At 69.7% G+C, this 13,718-nt stretch carries 14 protein-coding genes and 2 riboswitches; of the genes, 8 read left to right on the forward strand and 6 right to left on the reverse strand.

The annotated features are described in order from the left end of the window. The first annotated feature begins 39 nt into the window (after positions 1–39). From ACTWP6_RS23040 to deoC, 3 genes are read left to right on the forward strand one after another with little or no spacing between them, the layout of a single operon-like run. Positions 40–321 carry a DUF2516 family protein gene (locus ACTWP6_RS23040; protein ID WP_067958449.1) on the forward strand — a complete coding sequence of 94 codons (282 nt, stop codon included), beginning with the start codon at positions 40–42 and terminating at the stop codon, positions 319–321. Beyond that, entirely contained in the window at positions 321–731 is a 411-nt protein-coding gene (locus ACTWP6_RS23045) for a DUF2599 domain-containing protein (RefSeq protein WP_443188885.1), read from the forward strand. The genes ACTWP6_RS23040 and ACTWP6_RS23045 overlap by 1 nt, the downstream gene beginning before the upstream one ends. Continuing rightward, on the forward strand, positions 728–1,408 hold the full coding sequence (deoC, locus tag ACTWP6_RS23050; RefSeq protein WP_260757921.1) for a deoxyribose-phosphate aldolase: 681 nt from the start codon (positions 728–730) through the stop codon (positions 1,406–1,408). Before ACTWP6_RS23045 ends, deoC begins: the two co-directional genes overlap by 4 nt. A 19-nt stretch (positions 1,409–1,427) precedes the next feature. Here deoC and ACTWP6_RS23055 read toward each other — a convergent pair whose 3' ends face one another. The 3 genes from ACTWP6_RS23055 to ACTWP6_RS23065 are packed head-to-tail and all read right to left on the reverse strand — an operon-like array spanning position 1,428 to position 4,292. Next, positions 1,428–2,303, reverse strand: a complete 876-nt coding sequence (locus ACTWP6_RS23055) for an LmeA family phospholipid-binding protein (protein WP_260756824.1) — start codon at positions 2,301–2,303, stop codon at positions 1,428–1,430. Beyond that, entirely contained in the window at positions 2,300–3,130 is an 831-nt protein-coding gene (locus tag ACTWP6_RS23060) for a carbon-nitrogen hydrolase family protein (RefSeq protein ID WP_443188886.1), read from the reverse strand. The genes ACTWP6_RS23055 and ACTWP6_RS23060 overlap by 4 nt, the downstream gene beginning before the upstream one ends. 13 nt (positions 3,131–3,143) lie before the next feature. Beyond that, positions 3,144–4,292 carry an agmatinase family protein gene (locus tag ACTWP6_RS23065; protein ID WP_260756826.1) on the reverse strand — a complete coding sequence of 383 codons (1,149 nt, stop codon included), beginning with the start codon at positions 4,290–4,292 and terminating at the stop codon, positions 3,144–3,146. 10 nt (positions 4,293–4,302) lie between these two features. Beyond that, positions 4,303–4,371, reverse strand: a riboswitch (guanidine-III (ykkC-III) riboswitch). Positions 4,372–4,489: 118 nt separating this feature from the next. After that, positions 4,490–4,599, forward strand: a riboswitch (guanidine-I (ykkC/yxkD leader). Between the two features lie 49 nt (positions 4,600–4,648). Between ACTWP6_RS23065 and ACTWP6_RS23070 the strand changes: the two genes are divergently transcribed. Continuing rightward, on the forward strand, positions 4,649–6,172 hold the full coding sequence (locus ACTWP6_RS23070) for a sodium:solute symporter family protein (RefSeq protein ID WP_443188887.1): 1,524 nt from the start codon (positions 4,649–4,651) through the stop codon (positions 6,170–6,172). On the opposite strand, the gene ACTWP6_RS23075 is transcribed toward ACTWP6_RS23070, so the two are convergent. Continuing rightward, positions 6,165–6,962, reverse strand: a complete 798-nt coding sequence (locus tag ACTWP6_RS23075; protein ID WP_260756829.1) for a class I SAM-dependent methyltransferase — start codon at positions 6,960–6,962, stop codon at positions 6,165–6,167. The genes ACTWP6_RS23070 and ACTWP6_RS23075 overlap by 8 nt on opposite strands. 22 nt (positions 6,963–6,984) lie before the next feature. Next, positions 6,985–7,491, reverse strand: coding sequence for a DUF2505 domain-containing protein (locus tag ACTWP6_RS23080; RefSeq protein WP_260756830.1), 507 nt, complete (start codon positions 7,489–7,491; stop codon positions 6,985–6,987). A 26-nt stretch (positions 7,492–7,517) separates the two neighbouring features. Here ACTWP6_RS23080 and ACTWP6_RS23085 point away from each other — a divergent pair, with 26 nt between their 5' ends. After that, a complete protein-coding gene (locus ACTWP6_RS23085) occupies positions 7,518–8,567 on the forward strand; it encodes a UDP-N-acetylmuramate dehydrogenase (RefSeq protein WP_443188888.1) in 1,050 nt (349 codons plus the stop codon). 15 nt (positions 8,568–8,582) lie between these two features. Then, complete coding sequence (locus tag ACTWP6_RS23090) at positions 8,583–9,881, forward strand: L,D-transpeptidase (protein ID WP_443188889.1); 1,299 nt, start codon at positions 8,583–8,585, stop codon at positions 9,879–9,881. A gap of 77 nt (positions 9,882–9,958) precedes the next feature. Here ACTWP6_RS23090 and ACTWP6_RS23095 read toward each other — a convergent pair whose 3' ends face one another. Then, positions 9,959–10,717, reverse strand: a complete 759-nt coding sequence (locus ACTWP6_RS23095; protein WP_260756833.1) for an SDR family oxidoreductase — start codon at positions 10,715–10,717, stop codon at positions 9,959–9,961. A gap of 225 nt (positions 10,718–10,942) precedes the next feature. Between ACTWP6_RS23095 and ACTWP6_RS23100 the strand changes: the two genes are divergently transcribed. Beyond that, positions 10,943–12,238 (forward strand): ROK family protein, encoded by a 1,296-nt coding sequence (locus ACTWP6_RS23100; RefSeq protein ID WP_313901369.1) that lies wholly within the window; start codon positions 10,943–10,945, stop codon positions 12,236–12,238. Positions 12,239–12,274: 36 nt separating this feature from the next. Then, complete coding sequence (mshA, locus tag ACTWP6_RS23105) at positions 12,275–13,597, forward strand: D-inositol-3-phosphate glycosyltransferase (protein ID WP_443188890.1); 1,323 nt, start codon at positions 12,275–12,277, stop codon at positions 13,595–13,597. Positions 13,598–13,718 lie beyond the last annotated feature (121 nt).

The following is a 13,718-nucleotide window of genomic DNA, read 5'->3' on the forward strand; positions in this document are numbered from 1 at the left end:
AGTTCGAAAAGGGGACGTAACCCGCATAGGCTGTGAAGCGTGGAGCTCCAAGGCCTTGTGGGTTACGTCCTCTTCGCGTTGCAGGTCGCTGTCCTGGTGACGTCGGTCTACGCGTTCGTGCACGCCGCGATGCAGCGCCCCGACGCCTACACGGCCGCCGACAAGCTCACCAAGCCGGTGTGGCTGGTGATCCTCGGTGTCGGAGTGCTGCTCGCGCTGGTGCTCGGCATCACCGGTGTCGCGATCGCCGCGGTCGCCGCGGGCGTGTACCTCGTCGACGTCCGGCCCAAGATCCTGGAGATCCAAGGGAAGTCACGCTAGTGCGCACGGTGGTGATCTCCGTCGCCGCGGCGGCGGCCGCTGTGGCGTTTGCTCCCACCGCGCAGGCCACCCCGGCTCCGGCGGCGCCGCCGTACGTCGACCACGTGGAGTGGGCGAAGTGGGGGGACCTGTCCAGCCTGCGTGTGTACCCGACCGCGTCGGCGCGACGCATCTCCGGTCACGCCGGCACCCAGGAGCTCGCCGCGGCGGCATGGGCCGAGGTGCTCGCGCTGTCTCCCGATGCCGCGATCCCCGGGATGCAGGAGCAGTTCCTGTGCCACTGGAACTTCGCCGAGTTCGTCCAGCCCGGTAAGACGAGCTGGAATCTGGAACCGTGGCGGCCCGAGGTCAGCGCCGACGAGATGATGGCCACCAGGTGCAATCCGGGCGGCACCGAAGAGCCCTTCTGATGGGTTCCTACACGCGCGGCGCGGTCGCCGCGCTCGTCGACCACACCCTGCTCAAACCCGAGGCCACCGAGGCCGACATCGAGTCCGTGGTCACCGAGGCCGCCGGACTCGGCGTCTTCGCGATCTGCGTGTCGCCGACGTTCGTCACCGCGGTGACCATGCTGGCGCCGGACGCCACCGTTGCCTCCGTGGTCGGGTTTCCGTCCGGCAAGCACCTTTCGGTGGTCAAAGCCGAGGAGGCCCGGTTGGCGGCCGAGGCCGGTGCCCGGGAGATCGACATGGTCATCGACGTCGGGGCCGCGCTGGCCGGAGAACTCGGCGCCGTTTGCGCCGACATCACCGCGGTCCGCGAGGCAGCTCCCCGGGCGGTGCTCAAGGTGATCGTCGAGTCGGCCGCGATTCTCGGCATCAGCGGTGAACCGCTGCTTGTGGACGTGTGCCGGGTCGCCGAGGACGCCGGCGCCGATTTCGTGAAGACTTCCACCGGCTTTCACCCCAGCGGCGGGGCGTCGGTCCGTGCCGTCGAGCTGATGGCCGGCGCGGTGGACGGCCGGCTCGGCGTGAAGGCCAGCGGCGGGATCCGGTCGGCCGCCGACGCGACCGCCATGCTCGATGCCGGCGCCACCCGGCTCGGATTGTCCGGCACCCGAGCGGTGCTCGCTGGTTTCCCCGACTGACCGTTACCGGGACCGACTCTTACAGGCCGGCGAAGCAGGGATCGTCGGTCTGCTTCGGGATCGACGCGTTACGGGTCGAGAACTGGCTCACCACACCGGCATCGGTGACCTCGACGGAATCGGCGCGGATGTCCATCGGGTAGTCCTGCGTCAGCTGCGAGGTGAACGCGTCCAAGGCCGGCTGCACGGCCTCGCGCGGCAGTGTGAACCCCAGCCCGGTGACCTGCTGCACCTGCAGCGCGATGCCGCCGTCGGCGACCTCGGGCCGCGCGGTGATGCTGCCGAGGGCGCCCTCGAGCTCGATGGTGCCGTCGCTCGGGTTGGTGGTCACCCCGGTGACGAAGCTGCCGACGAGCGGGATGGCGCCCTGGATGGTCTGCTTGATGCCCTCAGCGCTCCAGGTGATGTTGGCGACCAGCGACCCGATGGTGCCGGCGGAGTTCGCGGTGTCCTGCAGCCGGACGTCGTTGATGTCCAGGTGCACCTTCATGCCCTTGGCGTCGCGGACCTGGTTGCCCGCGGTTTCGATCCGGATGTTGGTGTAATGCCCGGACACGTGCTGCATCAGGAACGGCGGCAGCACCCCGAACGACGCGGTGGCGTCGTCCTGCACCACGCACTCCACGGTTGCGGCGACGACGGTGTCGGCGCGATTGCGTGCGTAGAGCTCACCGCCGAGCAGGCCCGCGATCACCAGCGCAAGCACGATGACGACGGCCAGCACGATCGAAAGGGGGTCGCTGAAGAGGTTCTTCAGTTTCGCCGGCAATGAGGAACCTTCCTGCGGGGCGGCGGAGGTCGGCCCTGGCGCATGGCCGGGGGGCTGGTCCTGCGGAAACGGCATCGGCGGCGGACCGGGCGGTTGCTGCGGCGGACGGGCCCAGGGATCAGTCACGCCAGCGATTGTGCCTTACCGCGATGAGCCAATCCTGAGCGGTTGTGCATCACCGCGACCGTCTCGCGGGCTTTGCGGGCGGCGTCCAGGTCGATGTCGCACACCAGGAGCTCGGGTTCGTCGCCCGCCGAGGCCAGCACCTCGCCGAGCGCGGAGGCCACCACGCTGCCGCCCACCCCGGTGGGTCCGAGCGCGGCGATCTCGTCACCCGGATACGCCTGCCCCACGGCCGCGACCACGCTGTTGGTGTCGATGGCACGGGCCCGGGCCAGCAGGGTCCACTGGTCCCGCTTGCCGGGCCCGGTACCCCACGACGCGTGCGCGGTGATGACCTCCGCCCCGCGTTCGGCCAGTTCGACGTACAGCTCGGGAAAGCGGATGTCGTAGCACAGCGTCAGACCGACGTTCACCGTCCCCGACCCGCTGTCGACGGCTATCACCACCGGTTCCCGGCCGGGTGCGACGGTCGCGGACTCGGTGAAGCCGAACGCGTCGTACAGGTGGATCTTGTCGTAGCGCGCCTCCACCCCGGGGCCGGTGGCCAGCAGGGTGTTGGTGACGCGGTCGTCGTCGGCGGACGGGACGAACATGCCCGCGACGACGACGATGCCGGCCCGGGCGGCCACGTCGCGCACCGCGGTGGACCAGGGCCCGTCAAACGGCTCGGCGACCTGGGCCAGTGGCACCCCGAAGCGGCACATGGTCGCCTCGGGGAACAGCACGAGGGACGCGCCCGCCTCGGCGGCGCGGCCGGTGTACTCCTCGACCAGCGCGAGGTTGCCGCGCGGATCGGTGCCGCTGCGGATCTGGGCCAAGGCAATACGCATGCCCCCAGACTAGTTAGGGCCCCCAGGCCGGGCGGTTGGCCTTGGCCGCCTTCTTGCCGAGCTTGCCGGACCGGACCTGCGCGGCCAGGCTGTCCAGGATCACCCGTGAGCTCATCAGCGCGGTCTGCTCGGCCCAGTCGTAGGGCGGTGAGCATTCGACCACCTCGATGCCGGCCAGGCCGGGTTCGGAGACCATCTTGACCAGGTTGAGCGCCTCCCGGGGCAGCAGTCCGCCGGGTTCCGGCCAGCCGGTTCCCGGGACGAACCCGGCGTCGATGACGTCGATGTCGAAGGACAGGTAGACCGCCTTGGCGTCCTTCCATGCGATTTCAAGGGCGACTTCTGCAATCTTCTCCACGCCGACGCGCTCGACGTCGCCGACGGTGATCACCGTCGACTTGCGGTCCCGGCCCACCTTCACGCCTTCGCGGGGGCTCTGCCAGCCGCCGATGCCGATCTGCACCAGGTTGGTCGCCGGCGCGTTCTTGATGTTGGTGGCGTGGAACCAGGGTGTGGTGTGCATCCGCTCGTCGAGGTCGGTCTCCTGGGTGTCGACGTGCCGGTCGAAGTGGATGATGCCGATGTTGCCGTCCATGTACGGGGCCAACCCGCGGATGGTGGGGAAGCCGATGGAGTGATCACCGCCCAGCACCACCGGCATGACGCCTTTCTGGGCGACGTGGGCCATGGCCTGGCTGATCTGATCGAACGACTTCTCCAGGTTGCCCGGGATGGTGAACACATCACCGATGTCGACCATGTTCAGCTGTTCGCGCAGATCGACACCGGACTCATAGTTGTAGGTCCCGAAGAGGTTGGTGGAGCGGCGAATTCCCTGCGGGCCGAACCGGGTTCCGGGCCGGTAGGTGGCGCCGGCGTCCAGCGGAACACCGAATATCGCGACCTCGGCGTCGTCGACCTCGTTGACGTCCTCGATGAACGGGCACTTCAGGAAAGTGCCGCGCTCACCGGCGAAATGGGGTTTCTCGCCGCGGACGAACGTCGAGATCGTCCGGTCGTTGATCGTCGGCGCGGCCTCCAGGCCGTAGCTCAGGCCGCGGTCGATCTCCTCGCGCAGCCGCCGATCGCCGAGCCGGGCCTCGGCCTGTTGAGCCCACGCGCCCTCGGCGTTGGGCAGCGACGGGTCGGGATAGTCGGACATGAAAGCTCCCAACGCGCCGTCTTGTCGCTGACCGGGTACGACGCACCTCGTCCGGGGCGCCGGATCGCACGGCGCCTGCGACAATTGTCAACACGTCGGTGAATTGCTGTCCACTGGAACAGGAAACGCATCGTTTACATCCGGTGCGCCCGGACGTAATGCACGGGAGTTTTCCTGGCTGGGACTCACATCGGCATGTGGGGCGCGCCTAGGGTTCCGCCGGCAGGCAGCCGGGTCTGGTCCGAGAGACGCAGGTGGCCGGCACCGGAGCCCGGCCGCTCCACGGCGGGACAAAAACCCGGGAGACTTCCGCAAGTGTGGAGGCTCGGTCTCCGCGTGATCTCGGGAGATCCCCAATGATCCTTCTCGGTGTGGCGATCAGCATCGCCATCGTGGTGGCCGTCGGTTTCGCTGTGTCTCGGCGCATCGAAGGCGACAGCGCGAATTTCCTTGTCGGCGGCCGGATGTTGCCGTTCTGGCTCGTCGGCGGTGCGTTGATGGGCGCGGCGGTCGACACCAACGCCACCCTCGGAAACACCGATCTGGCCTTCGAATTCGGATTCTGGGCCGGTGCCTGTCTGCCGCTGGGGCTGGCGTTGTGCCTGACGATCACCGGCATCTTCTTCGCCAAGCCGATGAACCGGATGGGGCTGACGTCGTTCCCCGACTACTACCGGCTGCGGTTCGGTCGCTCGGTGGAGATCGGCGCCTCACTGCTTCTCGTGGTCGCGTTCTGCATGCTGGTGGCCGGCAACCTGGTCGCCGGCGGCCTGCTGTTCAACTACTTCCTCGGTATGCCGTACTGGCTCGGGGTGGTGCTGATCGCGGCCGTCGCGGTGGCCTACACCGGGACCGGCGGACTGATCGCCGACGCGTACACCGCGATCATCCAGATGGCACTGATCCTGGTCGGCGCGATCGGGCTGTTCATCTGGATGACGAGCACACATGGGCTCGACATCGCCGAGGGCACGGGACCATTGGCGCTCGGTCAGCTCTCCGACCCGGCTCAGGGTGCGGTGATCAACTGGGCGACACTGATTGCGCTGGGGATCGGCGACATCGTCGCAATCGACTTCATGGCGCGGGTGTTCTCGGCGAAGTCGCCCGAGGCCGCCCGCAAGGCCTGCTTCACCGCGGCGGCCGGCACGGTGGCGATCTGCATCCCGTTCGGACTGGTCGTGCTCGCCGCGCATTCGTTCCTGCCGGAGGAACTCGACGGGCCGGTGCTGTTCGTGCTGCTGGACCGGTACGCGCCGGCCGGGCTGACGGTGCTGGTGCTGTGCGGGCTGGTCGGCGCGTCGATGTCGACCGCCAACGGTGCGATCCTGGCGATCTCGAATGTGTGCGTGCGCAACCTCGGCGGGGTGCGGCGCGTGCATGTGCCCGGGAAGAAGGATCCACTGCTGCGCGCCGCGCGCATCGCGATGGCGCCGATGACCCTGTTCTCCATCCTGTTCGCGATCTACGTGCAGCAGACGGGAATTCTGCTCACGCTGGCATTCGACCTGATGCTGGCCTGCCTGATCGTGCCGTTCATCCTCGGTCTGGTGTGGCGGCGCGGGACCACCACCGCGGCCGTCGCCGCGATCGCCGTCGGTTTCGCGGTCCGGATCGCGCTCTTCGCGCTCACCCCGACGATGTTCGGTGTCGAGAACACCATCCTGTACATCCCCAACGACCTCATCAGCGCCTCCTTCGACGGCTGGCCGACGTTCATCGCGTTCCTCGCGGGTCTGCTGACCTATGTCGTGGTGGCACTGATGACCCCGCCCGCGCACATGCGGGGTCTCGACATACAGGTCGCCAAGGATCTCGACGACGTCCTCGACGATGCGGACCGCTTCGAGAAGGAACCCGAGCCCGAGCCCGTCAGCTGACCGGTGCGACGGCGTCCCACGGCACCGTGAGGACGCCGTCGCGCCGACTGCGGCGCGGCGATGTCACCGGAAACCCTTCGCCGGCAAGCAATTCCAGCATTGCCCGCCACCGGATCCGCGGACCGAACACGCCGTGGCCGGCGACGCTGGCCCAGGCGCGATCGGCGGCACGCAGCAGTGTGTGGATCGGCTGACCCGGCACGTTGTGGTGGATCAGCACCTTCGGCAGGCGTTCGGCCAGATCCGACGGGCGCTCGATCGCGAACGGATCGCAGGCCAGCGTGAGGCTGACCGGCGAGGCGGTGTCCAGCAGCACCCAGCAGCACAGCCGGCCCAGCTCGTCACAGGTGCCGTCCACGATCAGGCCGCCGGGGGCGACGCCGCGGCGCATCGCGGCCCAGGCGTCGTCCACCTCGTCGACCGGATACTGACGCAACACGTTGAACGCCCGGACCAGGATCGGCCGGTGTCCGGCCAGTTCGAAGCCGCCCAAAGCGAATTCGACGCCATCGGGGGTCCCGTCCCGCACCGCGGCCTGACCGGCGCGCACCCGCTCCGGGTCGATCTCCAGTCCGATCACCCGTACGTCGGGGCGAACCCGGCGCAGCCGGATCGCCAGCTCCAGCGTGGTCACCGGTTTGGCGCCGTAGCCCAGGTCGACCACCAGCGGGTCGGCCGTCGACTGCAGCGCGGTGCGGACCCGGCAGGAGTGGACCAGCCAACGGTCGCTGCGCCGAAGCCGGTTGTGGCCGGTGGTGCCCCGGGTCACCTGTCCGAGCGGGGCAGCCATGGCGTGAATGGTAGAGACCCGGTCAGCTGTTCTCGGTGATCCACACCGTGGTGAACCGCTGTTCGGCGATCACCAGATCCACCAGCTGACTGCCGATGAAGTTCTCGATCTTGCCGCCGATCAGAGGTACCCGGACCTCGACGGTGGCCGTCAATGTCATCCGCGCCCCGGCGCCGGCCGGCCCCAGCTGCGCCTCGCCGGTCAGCTCGGCCGGAGCACCCGGGATCGAGCCGCGCACCACCCCCGAGGCGCGCCCGTCGCTGATCGGTGTCCAGATCTCCTCACGCACCAAGCTCAGGTCACCGCGGTGGAACTGCGTGACCACCGCGGGCAGACGGTCGGCGCGCAGCGTCTGGGTGGTTTTGACGCGGACGTTTCCCGCCTCGTCGACCACCATCTCGTCGAGCGAGGCGTGATCGGCACCGGAGTCACTGAGCCGGACCAGCCAGTAGTGCTCGTCGCTGAACGCGTTGTGTACCTGTTCGACCGTGCCCTCGTACTCGGCGGCCATGTCGAATGAACGAGGCATAGCTGGCCACGCTACCGTTAGCTGTCGTGGTCAGTTCGTTGTCCGGCGGCGTGCCGTGTGCCCAGCACGTGCCGCTCGCACCGCTGACCACGCTGCGTGTCGGTCCCTCGGCGCGTTGCCTGATCACCTGCGAGACCACTGAGCAGATCGGTCCCGCGGTTCGCGAGGCCGGACCGGACGCGCTGATCCTGGCGGGCGGGTCCAACGTGGTCATCGCCGACGACCTGGCCGATCTGACGGTGGTGCGGCTGGCCAACACCGGCATCGACATCGACGGCGCCGTGGTGCGCGCCGAAGCCGGCGCGGTGTGGGACGACGTCGTCGCCGCGACGTTGGCGCACGGTCTGGGCGGTCTGGAGTGCCTGTCCGGTATCCCGGGATCGGCGGGTGCGACGCCGGTGCAGAACGTCGGCGCCTACGGGGCCGAGGTGGCCGACACCATCACCGGGGTCAGGCTGCTCGACCGCCGCACCGGTGAGGACCGCTGGGTCACCCCGGAATCCCTGCAGTTCGGTTACCGCACAAGCATTGTCAAGCACTCGTCGGCCTGGGTGGTGCTGGAGGTGGAGTTCACGCTCGACCCGTCGGGACGCAGCGCGCCGCTGCGCTACGGGGAGCTGGCCACCGTACTGGGCGTCGCACCGGGGGAGCGTGCCGAACCGGCCCGGGTGCGGGCGGCGGTGCTGTCGTTGCGGGCCGGCAAGGGCATGGTTCTCGACGACGCCGACCACGACACCTGGAGCGTCGGCTCGTTCTTCACCAACCCGGTGGTCAGCCGTGCCGAATTCGACCGGCTCGCCGCGTCCGTCGACGGTCCGGTGCCGAACTATCCCGCCCCGGGCGGGGTGAAGCTCGCCGCCGGCTGGCTCGTCGAACGCGCCGGATTCGCCAAGGGCCATCCCGGGGACGGTGCGCCGGCCCGGCTGTCGACCAAGCACGCGCTGGCGCTGACCAACCGAGGGTCCGCCACCTCCGCGGAGGTGATCGCGCTGGCCAGGGCGGTGCGCGACGGTGTGCGGGCCGCGTTCGGGATCGACCTCACACCCGAGCCGGTGCTGGTCGGCTGCTCTCTCTAGGTACCGTGGCTTCACGTGAGCCCTGCTGAATCGCTGCCGTCGATCACGCGGCGGCGTGCCCTCGCCGCCCTGGCGGTCGGCGTCGTCGTACCCGGTGCGTTGGCAGCGTGCGCGTCCAGCGACAACGGCCCGCCCGGCGGATCCGACGCCGGCGAGGCGGCGAAGGATCCGACGCTGCGCTTCGAGCCCGCGAACGCGGCCGACGACGTCAAACCCAACACGCCGGTCAGCGTCGAGGTCACCGACGGATGGTTCCAGAAGGTCACCCTGACCAATGCCGGCGGCAAGGTGGTCCAGGGCGCCCTGAACCGGGACCGCACCGTGTTCACCGTCACCGAACCGCTCGGCTACGGGGTCGAGTACACCTGGGCGGGCACCGCGGTCGGCAAGGACGGTAAGTCGGTGCCGGTGGAGGCGTCGTTCACCACCGTCGACCCGTCCGTGCAGGTCAACGGTAGGTTTCAGCTCGCCGACGGGCAGACCGTCGGGGTGGCGGCGCCGATCATCCTGCAGTTCGACTCCGCGATCGCCGACGACGACCGCGCCGAAGTCGAGAAGGCGCTGACGGTGACGACCACGCCGCCGGTGGAGGGCAGCTGGGCCTGGCTGCCCGACGAGGCCGCGGGGTCCCGGGTGCACTGGCGGACCAGGGAGTACTACCCGGCGGGCACCACCGTGCACGTCGACGCGAAGCTCTACGGCGTGCCGTTCGGCGACGGCGCCTACGGGGCCGCGGACTCGACGCTGGACTTCTCCGTCGGCCGGTTCCAGGTGGTGAAGGCCGAGGCGTCCTCACACCGGATCCAGGTCCTCACCGACGCCGGCGTGATCATGGACTTCCCGTGCAGCTACGGCGAGGGAGATCTTGACCGCAACGTCACCCGCAGCGGGATCCACGTGGTCACCGAGAAGTACGAGGACTTCTACATGACCAACCCGGCGGCCGGCTACGCCAACGTTCGGGAGCGGTTCGCGGTCCGGATCTCCAACAACGGCGAGTTCATCCACGCCAACCCGGCCAGTTCGGGCGCCCAGGGCAACAGCAACGTCACCAACGGCTGCATCAACCTGTCGCTCGAGGACGCCGAGCAGTACTTCAACGTCGCGATCTACGGCGATCCCGTCGAGGTGACCGGCACCCGCATCCCGCTGTCCTACGCCGACGGTGACATCTGGGATTGGGCGGTGCCCTGGGACGAATGGGTTTCGATGTCGGCGCTGTCGGAGCGCGACGCTCCGGAGAACATCCCCAGCACCGCGCCGGTGACGCCGTCGGAGGCGCCGCAGCCGGTGGGCGACCGCCCCGGCCGCTGACCGGTTTTCCCGCCGAAATCGCATTCCACGCGCGTCAAGTGCGACTTGACGCGCGTGGAATGCAATTTCGGCGGAGGTCAGGTCACCCGGTTGAACCGTGACCCGGACGCGCCACTGACCTGGTCGCGCGGGCGGACCACGATCAGATCCAGGTCGACGTGGGGCGGGCGGCTTGCCACAAACCCGATGATCTCGGCGATGTCCTCGGCGACCAGCGGCGTCACGCCCTCGTACACCTTGTCGGCGCGTTCGGTGTCACCGTCGAACCGGTTGAGCGAGAAGTCGGTTCGCACCATGCCCGGGGCGACCTCGGTGAGCCGGACCGGCTTTCCGAGCAGCTCGCTGCGCAGCGTGCGGTGCAGCACACCCTGGGCGTGCTTGGCCGAGGTGTAGCCGGCGCCGTTGTCGTAGATCTCCACCGCGGCGATCGAGGTGACGGTGACGATCAGCCCGTCACCCGAGTCGATCAGCTTGGGCAGCAGCGCGCGGGTGACGTGCAGGGTGCCCAGCACGTTGGCCTCCCACATCCAGCGCCAGTGCTCGACGTCGGCGTCGGCCACCGACTCGAGTCCGCGGGCTCCGCCGGCGTTGTTGACGAGCACATCGACGCGGTCGAGCCGTCCGGCGAGCGCCGCCACGGCCGTCGGATCAGTGACGTCGGCCACAATCGCCGTCCCGTCCAGCTCGGCGGCCAGCGCTTGGATCGGAGCTTCCCGGCGGGCCACGCAGACCACGTGAAAGCCTTGTGCAGCAAGCGTTCTCGCGGTCGCTTCGCCGATTCCGGCGCTGGCTCCGGTGACCACTGCGACCCGGCGGGCATCTGATGGCGTCGTCATGAGGCCAAGCCTAGGCGCACGCATCCGACCGTCGCGCGGGCCCGCGAAGCCGTGCTAAGTTCTCGCCATGTCTCCGAACAGTCAGGCAGTTCCCGCTGCCGCGCGGCGTGCGTGTTGTTGTTGCGCACCTCGCCGCGCCTGACTGCGCCCGGACTGATCACGTCCTGCTGAGTCGCCAGGTGTGGCATCTGCCAGACCATCCCCGACTCGACGAAGGACAGCTCCGTGAGCACTGCCACTCTCGCCCCACGCTCCCGCACCGCACCGCCTAAGAGCGTCAAGCCGGCTGCCGGGGGCGGCCGCTACCCGCAGGCGCTGCTGCACCACATCGTCGCCCCCGCGCTGCGCGTCCCCGAGGCCGCCGCGGCGGCGGTGTTCGCCGCGGCCCGCCAGCGCGGGCCCATCGCCCGTGACGTCATCGCCCAGGTCACCGGCCTCAGCATCGCCACGGTGAACCGCCAGGTCACCGCGCTCCTGGACGCCGGCATGCTGCGCGAGCGCGCCGATCTCGCGGTGTCCGGCGCCATCGGCCGGCCCCGTGTCCCGGTAGAGGTCAACCACGAACCCTTCCTGACGCTGGGCATCCACATCGGCGCCCGCACCACGATCATCGTGGCCGCCGATCTATTCGGCCGCACGCTCGACGTCGTGGAGACGCCGACCCCGCGCGGCCCCCAGTCCGCCGCGCTGACGGCGATCGCGGGCAGCGCCCGCCGCTACCTGAGCCGCTGGCACCGTCGCCGCCCGCTGTGGGTCGGGGTGGCCACCGGCGGCGTCGTCGACAGCACCACCGGCTATCTCGACCACTCGCGCCTGGGCTGGTCTGACGCGCCGGTCGGCCCGGTGCTCGCCGAGGCCATCGGCTTGCCGGTGTCGGTCGCGTCGCACGTCGACGCGATGGCCGGCGCGGAACTGCTGCTCGGTGTGCGCCGCCAGCCCGACACCACCTCCACCAGCCTGTACGTGTACGCCCGCGAAACCGTCGGCTACGCGCTGTCCATCGGGGGTCGGGTGCACTCGCCGGCCAGCGGTCCGGGCACCATCGCCGGACTGCCCGCGTTCTCTGAACTCCTCGGCGGCACAGGGCAATTGGAGTCTACTGTCAGCGACGAGGCGGTACTGACCGCGGCTCGCAGGGCGCGCATCGTGCCCGCCGAGGGGCCGGCGTCGACCGTCACGGCCGTGCTGCGCGCGGCCCGGCAGGGCAACGAGCAGGCCGCCGCGCTGGTGGCCGAACGGGCGCGGGTCCTCGGCGAGGCCGTCGCCCTGCTGCGCGACATGCTCAACCCCGACGACCTGGTGGTCGGCGGCCAGGCCTTCACCGAATACCCCGAAGGCATGCCACTGGTCGAATCCGCGTTCGCCGCCCGCTCCGCGCTGCCGCACCGCGACATCCGGGTGACGGCGTTCGGCAACCGCATCCAGGAAGCCGGCGCGGGCATCGTGTCCCTCGGCGGGCTGTACGCGGACCCGATCGGCGCGATGCGGCGGGCGGCTCGCAGGCCCGAAGTCAGTGCCTGAGGTCGGCCCGCGGCCCGGCGGTGTAGACATGACGATGTGCGTCTAGCGACCGAACCGGCTGGCCTACCGTCCGGACTGCCCCAGCCACGCCGGGTGGCGGTGCTGTCGGTGCATACCTCCCCACTGGCCCAGCCGGGCACCGGCGACGCCGGCGGCATGAACGTCTACGTGCTGCAGACCGCGCTGGAACTGGCGAGCCGCGGGGTCGACGTGGAGATCTTCACCCGGGCCACCTCGTCGTCCGACCAGCCGGTGGTGCCGGTCGCGCCCGGGGTGCTGGTGCGCAACGTCGTGGCGGGCCCGTTCGAGGGGCTGGACAAGAACGACCTGCCGACGCAGCTGTGCGCGTTCACCGCCGGGGTCCTGCGCGCCGAGGCCACCCACGAACCCGGCTACTACGACGTGCTTCATTCCCACTACTGGCTGTCGGGCCAGGTCGGGTGGCTGGCCGCTGACCGGTGGGCCGTGCCGCTGGTGCACACCGCCCACACCTTGGCGGCGGTCAAGAACGCGTCGCTGGCGGACGGCGACACCGCGGAGCCGCCGATGCGCTCGATCGGCGAGCAGCAGGTGGTCGACGAGGCCGACCGGTTGATCGTCAACACCGAACACGAAGAGCACCAACTCGTTTCGCTGCACCAGGCCGATCCGTCGCGCATCGACGTGGTGCACCCCGGGGTCGATCTGAAGACCTTCACACCCGGCGAGCGCAGAGCCGCCCGGGCCGCTCTCGGGCTGGACATCGAAGCGCAGATCGTGGCGTTCGTCGGCCGGATCCAGCCGCTGAAAGCTCCCGACGTGCTGTTGCGCGCGGCCGCCCTGCTGCCGGGAGTGCAGGTGGTCATCGCCGGTGGCCCGTCGGGGTCGGGACTGGCCACTCCGGACAACCTGGTTCATCTCGCCGCGGAGCTGGGTATTTCCGAGCGGGTGACCTTCCTTCCCCCACAGTCGCGCGACCAACTGGTGCAGGTCTACCGGGCCGCGGACATCGTCGCGGTGCCCAGCCACTCGGAGTCCTTCGGGTTGGTCGCCGTCGAGGCCCAGGCGTGTGGGACGCCGGTGGTGGCCGCCGCGGTCGGCGGACTCCCGGTCGCGGTGCGCGACGGTGTCAGCGGCGCCCTCGTCGATGGCCACCACCCCCGCGCATGGGCGTCGACGCTGTCGGCGGTGCTCGCCGCCGACGCGGCCGCGATGAGCCGCGCCGCCCTCGACCACGCCGCCACGTTCTCCTGGTCCCACACCGTCGACGCTCTGCTGGCCGGGTACGGCCGGGCCATCGCCGATTACCGTGCTGCACACCAGCTTTCGGCTCGGCGCAGCGGGCGTCGGTTCTCCATGCGCAGAGGAGTCCGGGCATGAGTTGCCCTGTGTCAAGCCGCCCTGGGTTGATCCTGGTTGATCAGCTTTTGGAGGGCCCTGTGTTGGGTGGGATCGTAGGCGACTTCGTCGTGCCAGCAGTGCCAGAGGATGTAGAGCCAGG

Origin of the sequence: Mycobacterium sp. 4D054, from assembly GCF_052245755.1 — a bacterium.
Classification (GTDB): domain Bacteria; phylum Actinomycetota; class Actinomycetes; order Mycobacteriales; family Mycobacteriaceae; genus Mycobacterium.

Excerpts from the sequence above, each read along its gene's own strand:
- ACTWP6_RS23060 (WP_443188886.1), bottom strand. The coding sequence starts at position 3,130 with ATGCGTATTGCCTTGGCCCAGATCCGCAGCGGCACCGATCCGCGCGGC.
- ACTWP6_RS23065 (WP_260756826.1), bottom strand. The coding sequence starts at position 4,292 with ATGTCCGACTATCCCGACCCGTCGCTGCCCAACGCCGAGGGCGCGTGG.
- ACTWP6_RS23070 (WP_443188887.1), top strand. The coding sequence starts at position 4,649 with ATGATCCTTCTCGGTGTGGCGATCAGCATCGCCATCGTGGTGGCCGTC.
- ACTWP6_RS23095 (WP_260756833.1), bottom strand. The coding sequence starts at position 10,717 with ATGACGACGCCATCAGATGCCCGCCGGGTCGCAGTGGTCACCGGAGCC.
- ACTWP6_RS23080 (WP_260756830.1), bottom strand. The coding sequence starts at position 7,491 with ATGCCTCGTTCATTCGACATGGCCGCCGAGTACGAGGGCACGGTCGAA.
- ACTWP6_RS23075 (WP_260756829.1), bottom strand. The coding sequence starts at position 6,962 with ATGGCTGCCCCGCTCGGACAGGTGACCCGGGGCACCACCGGCCACAAC.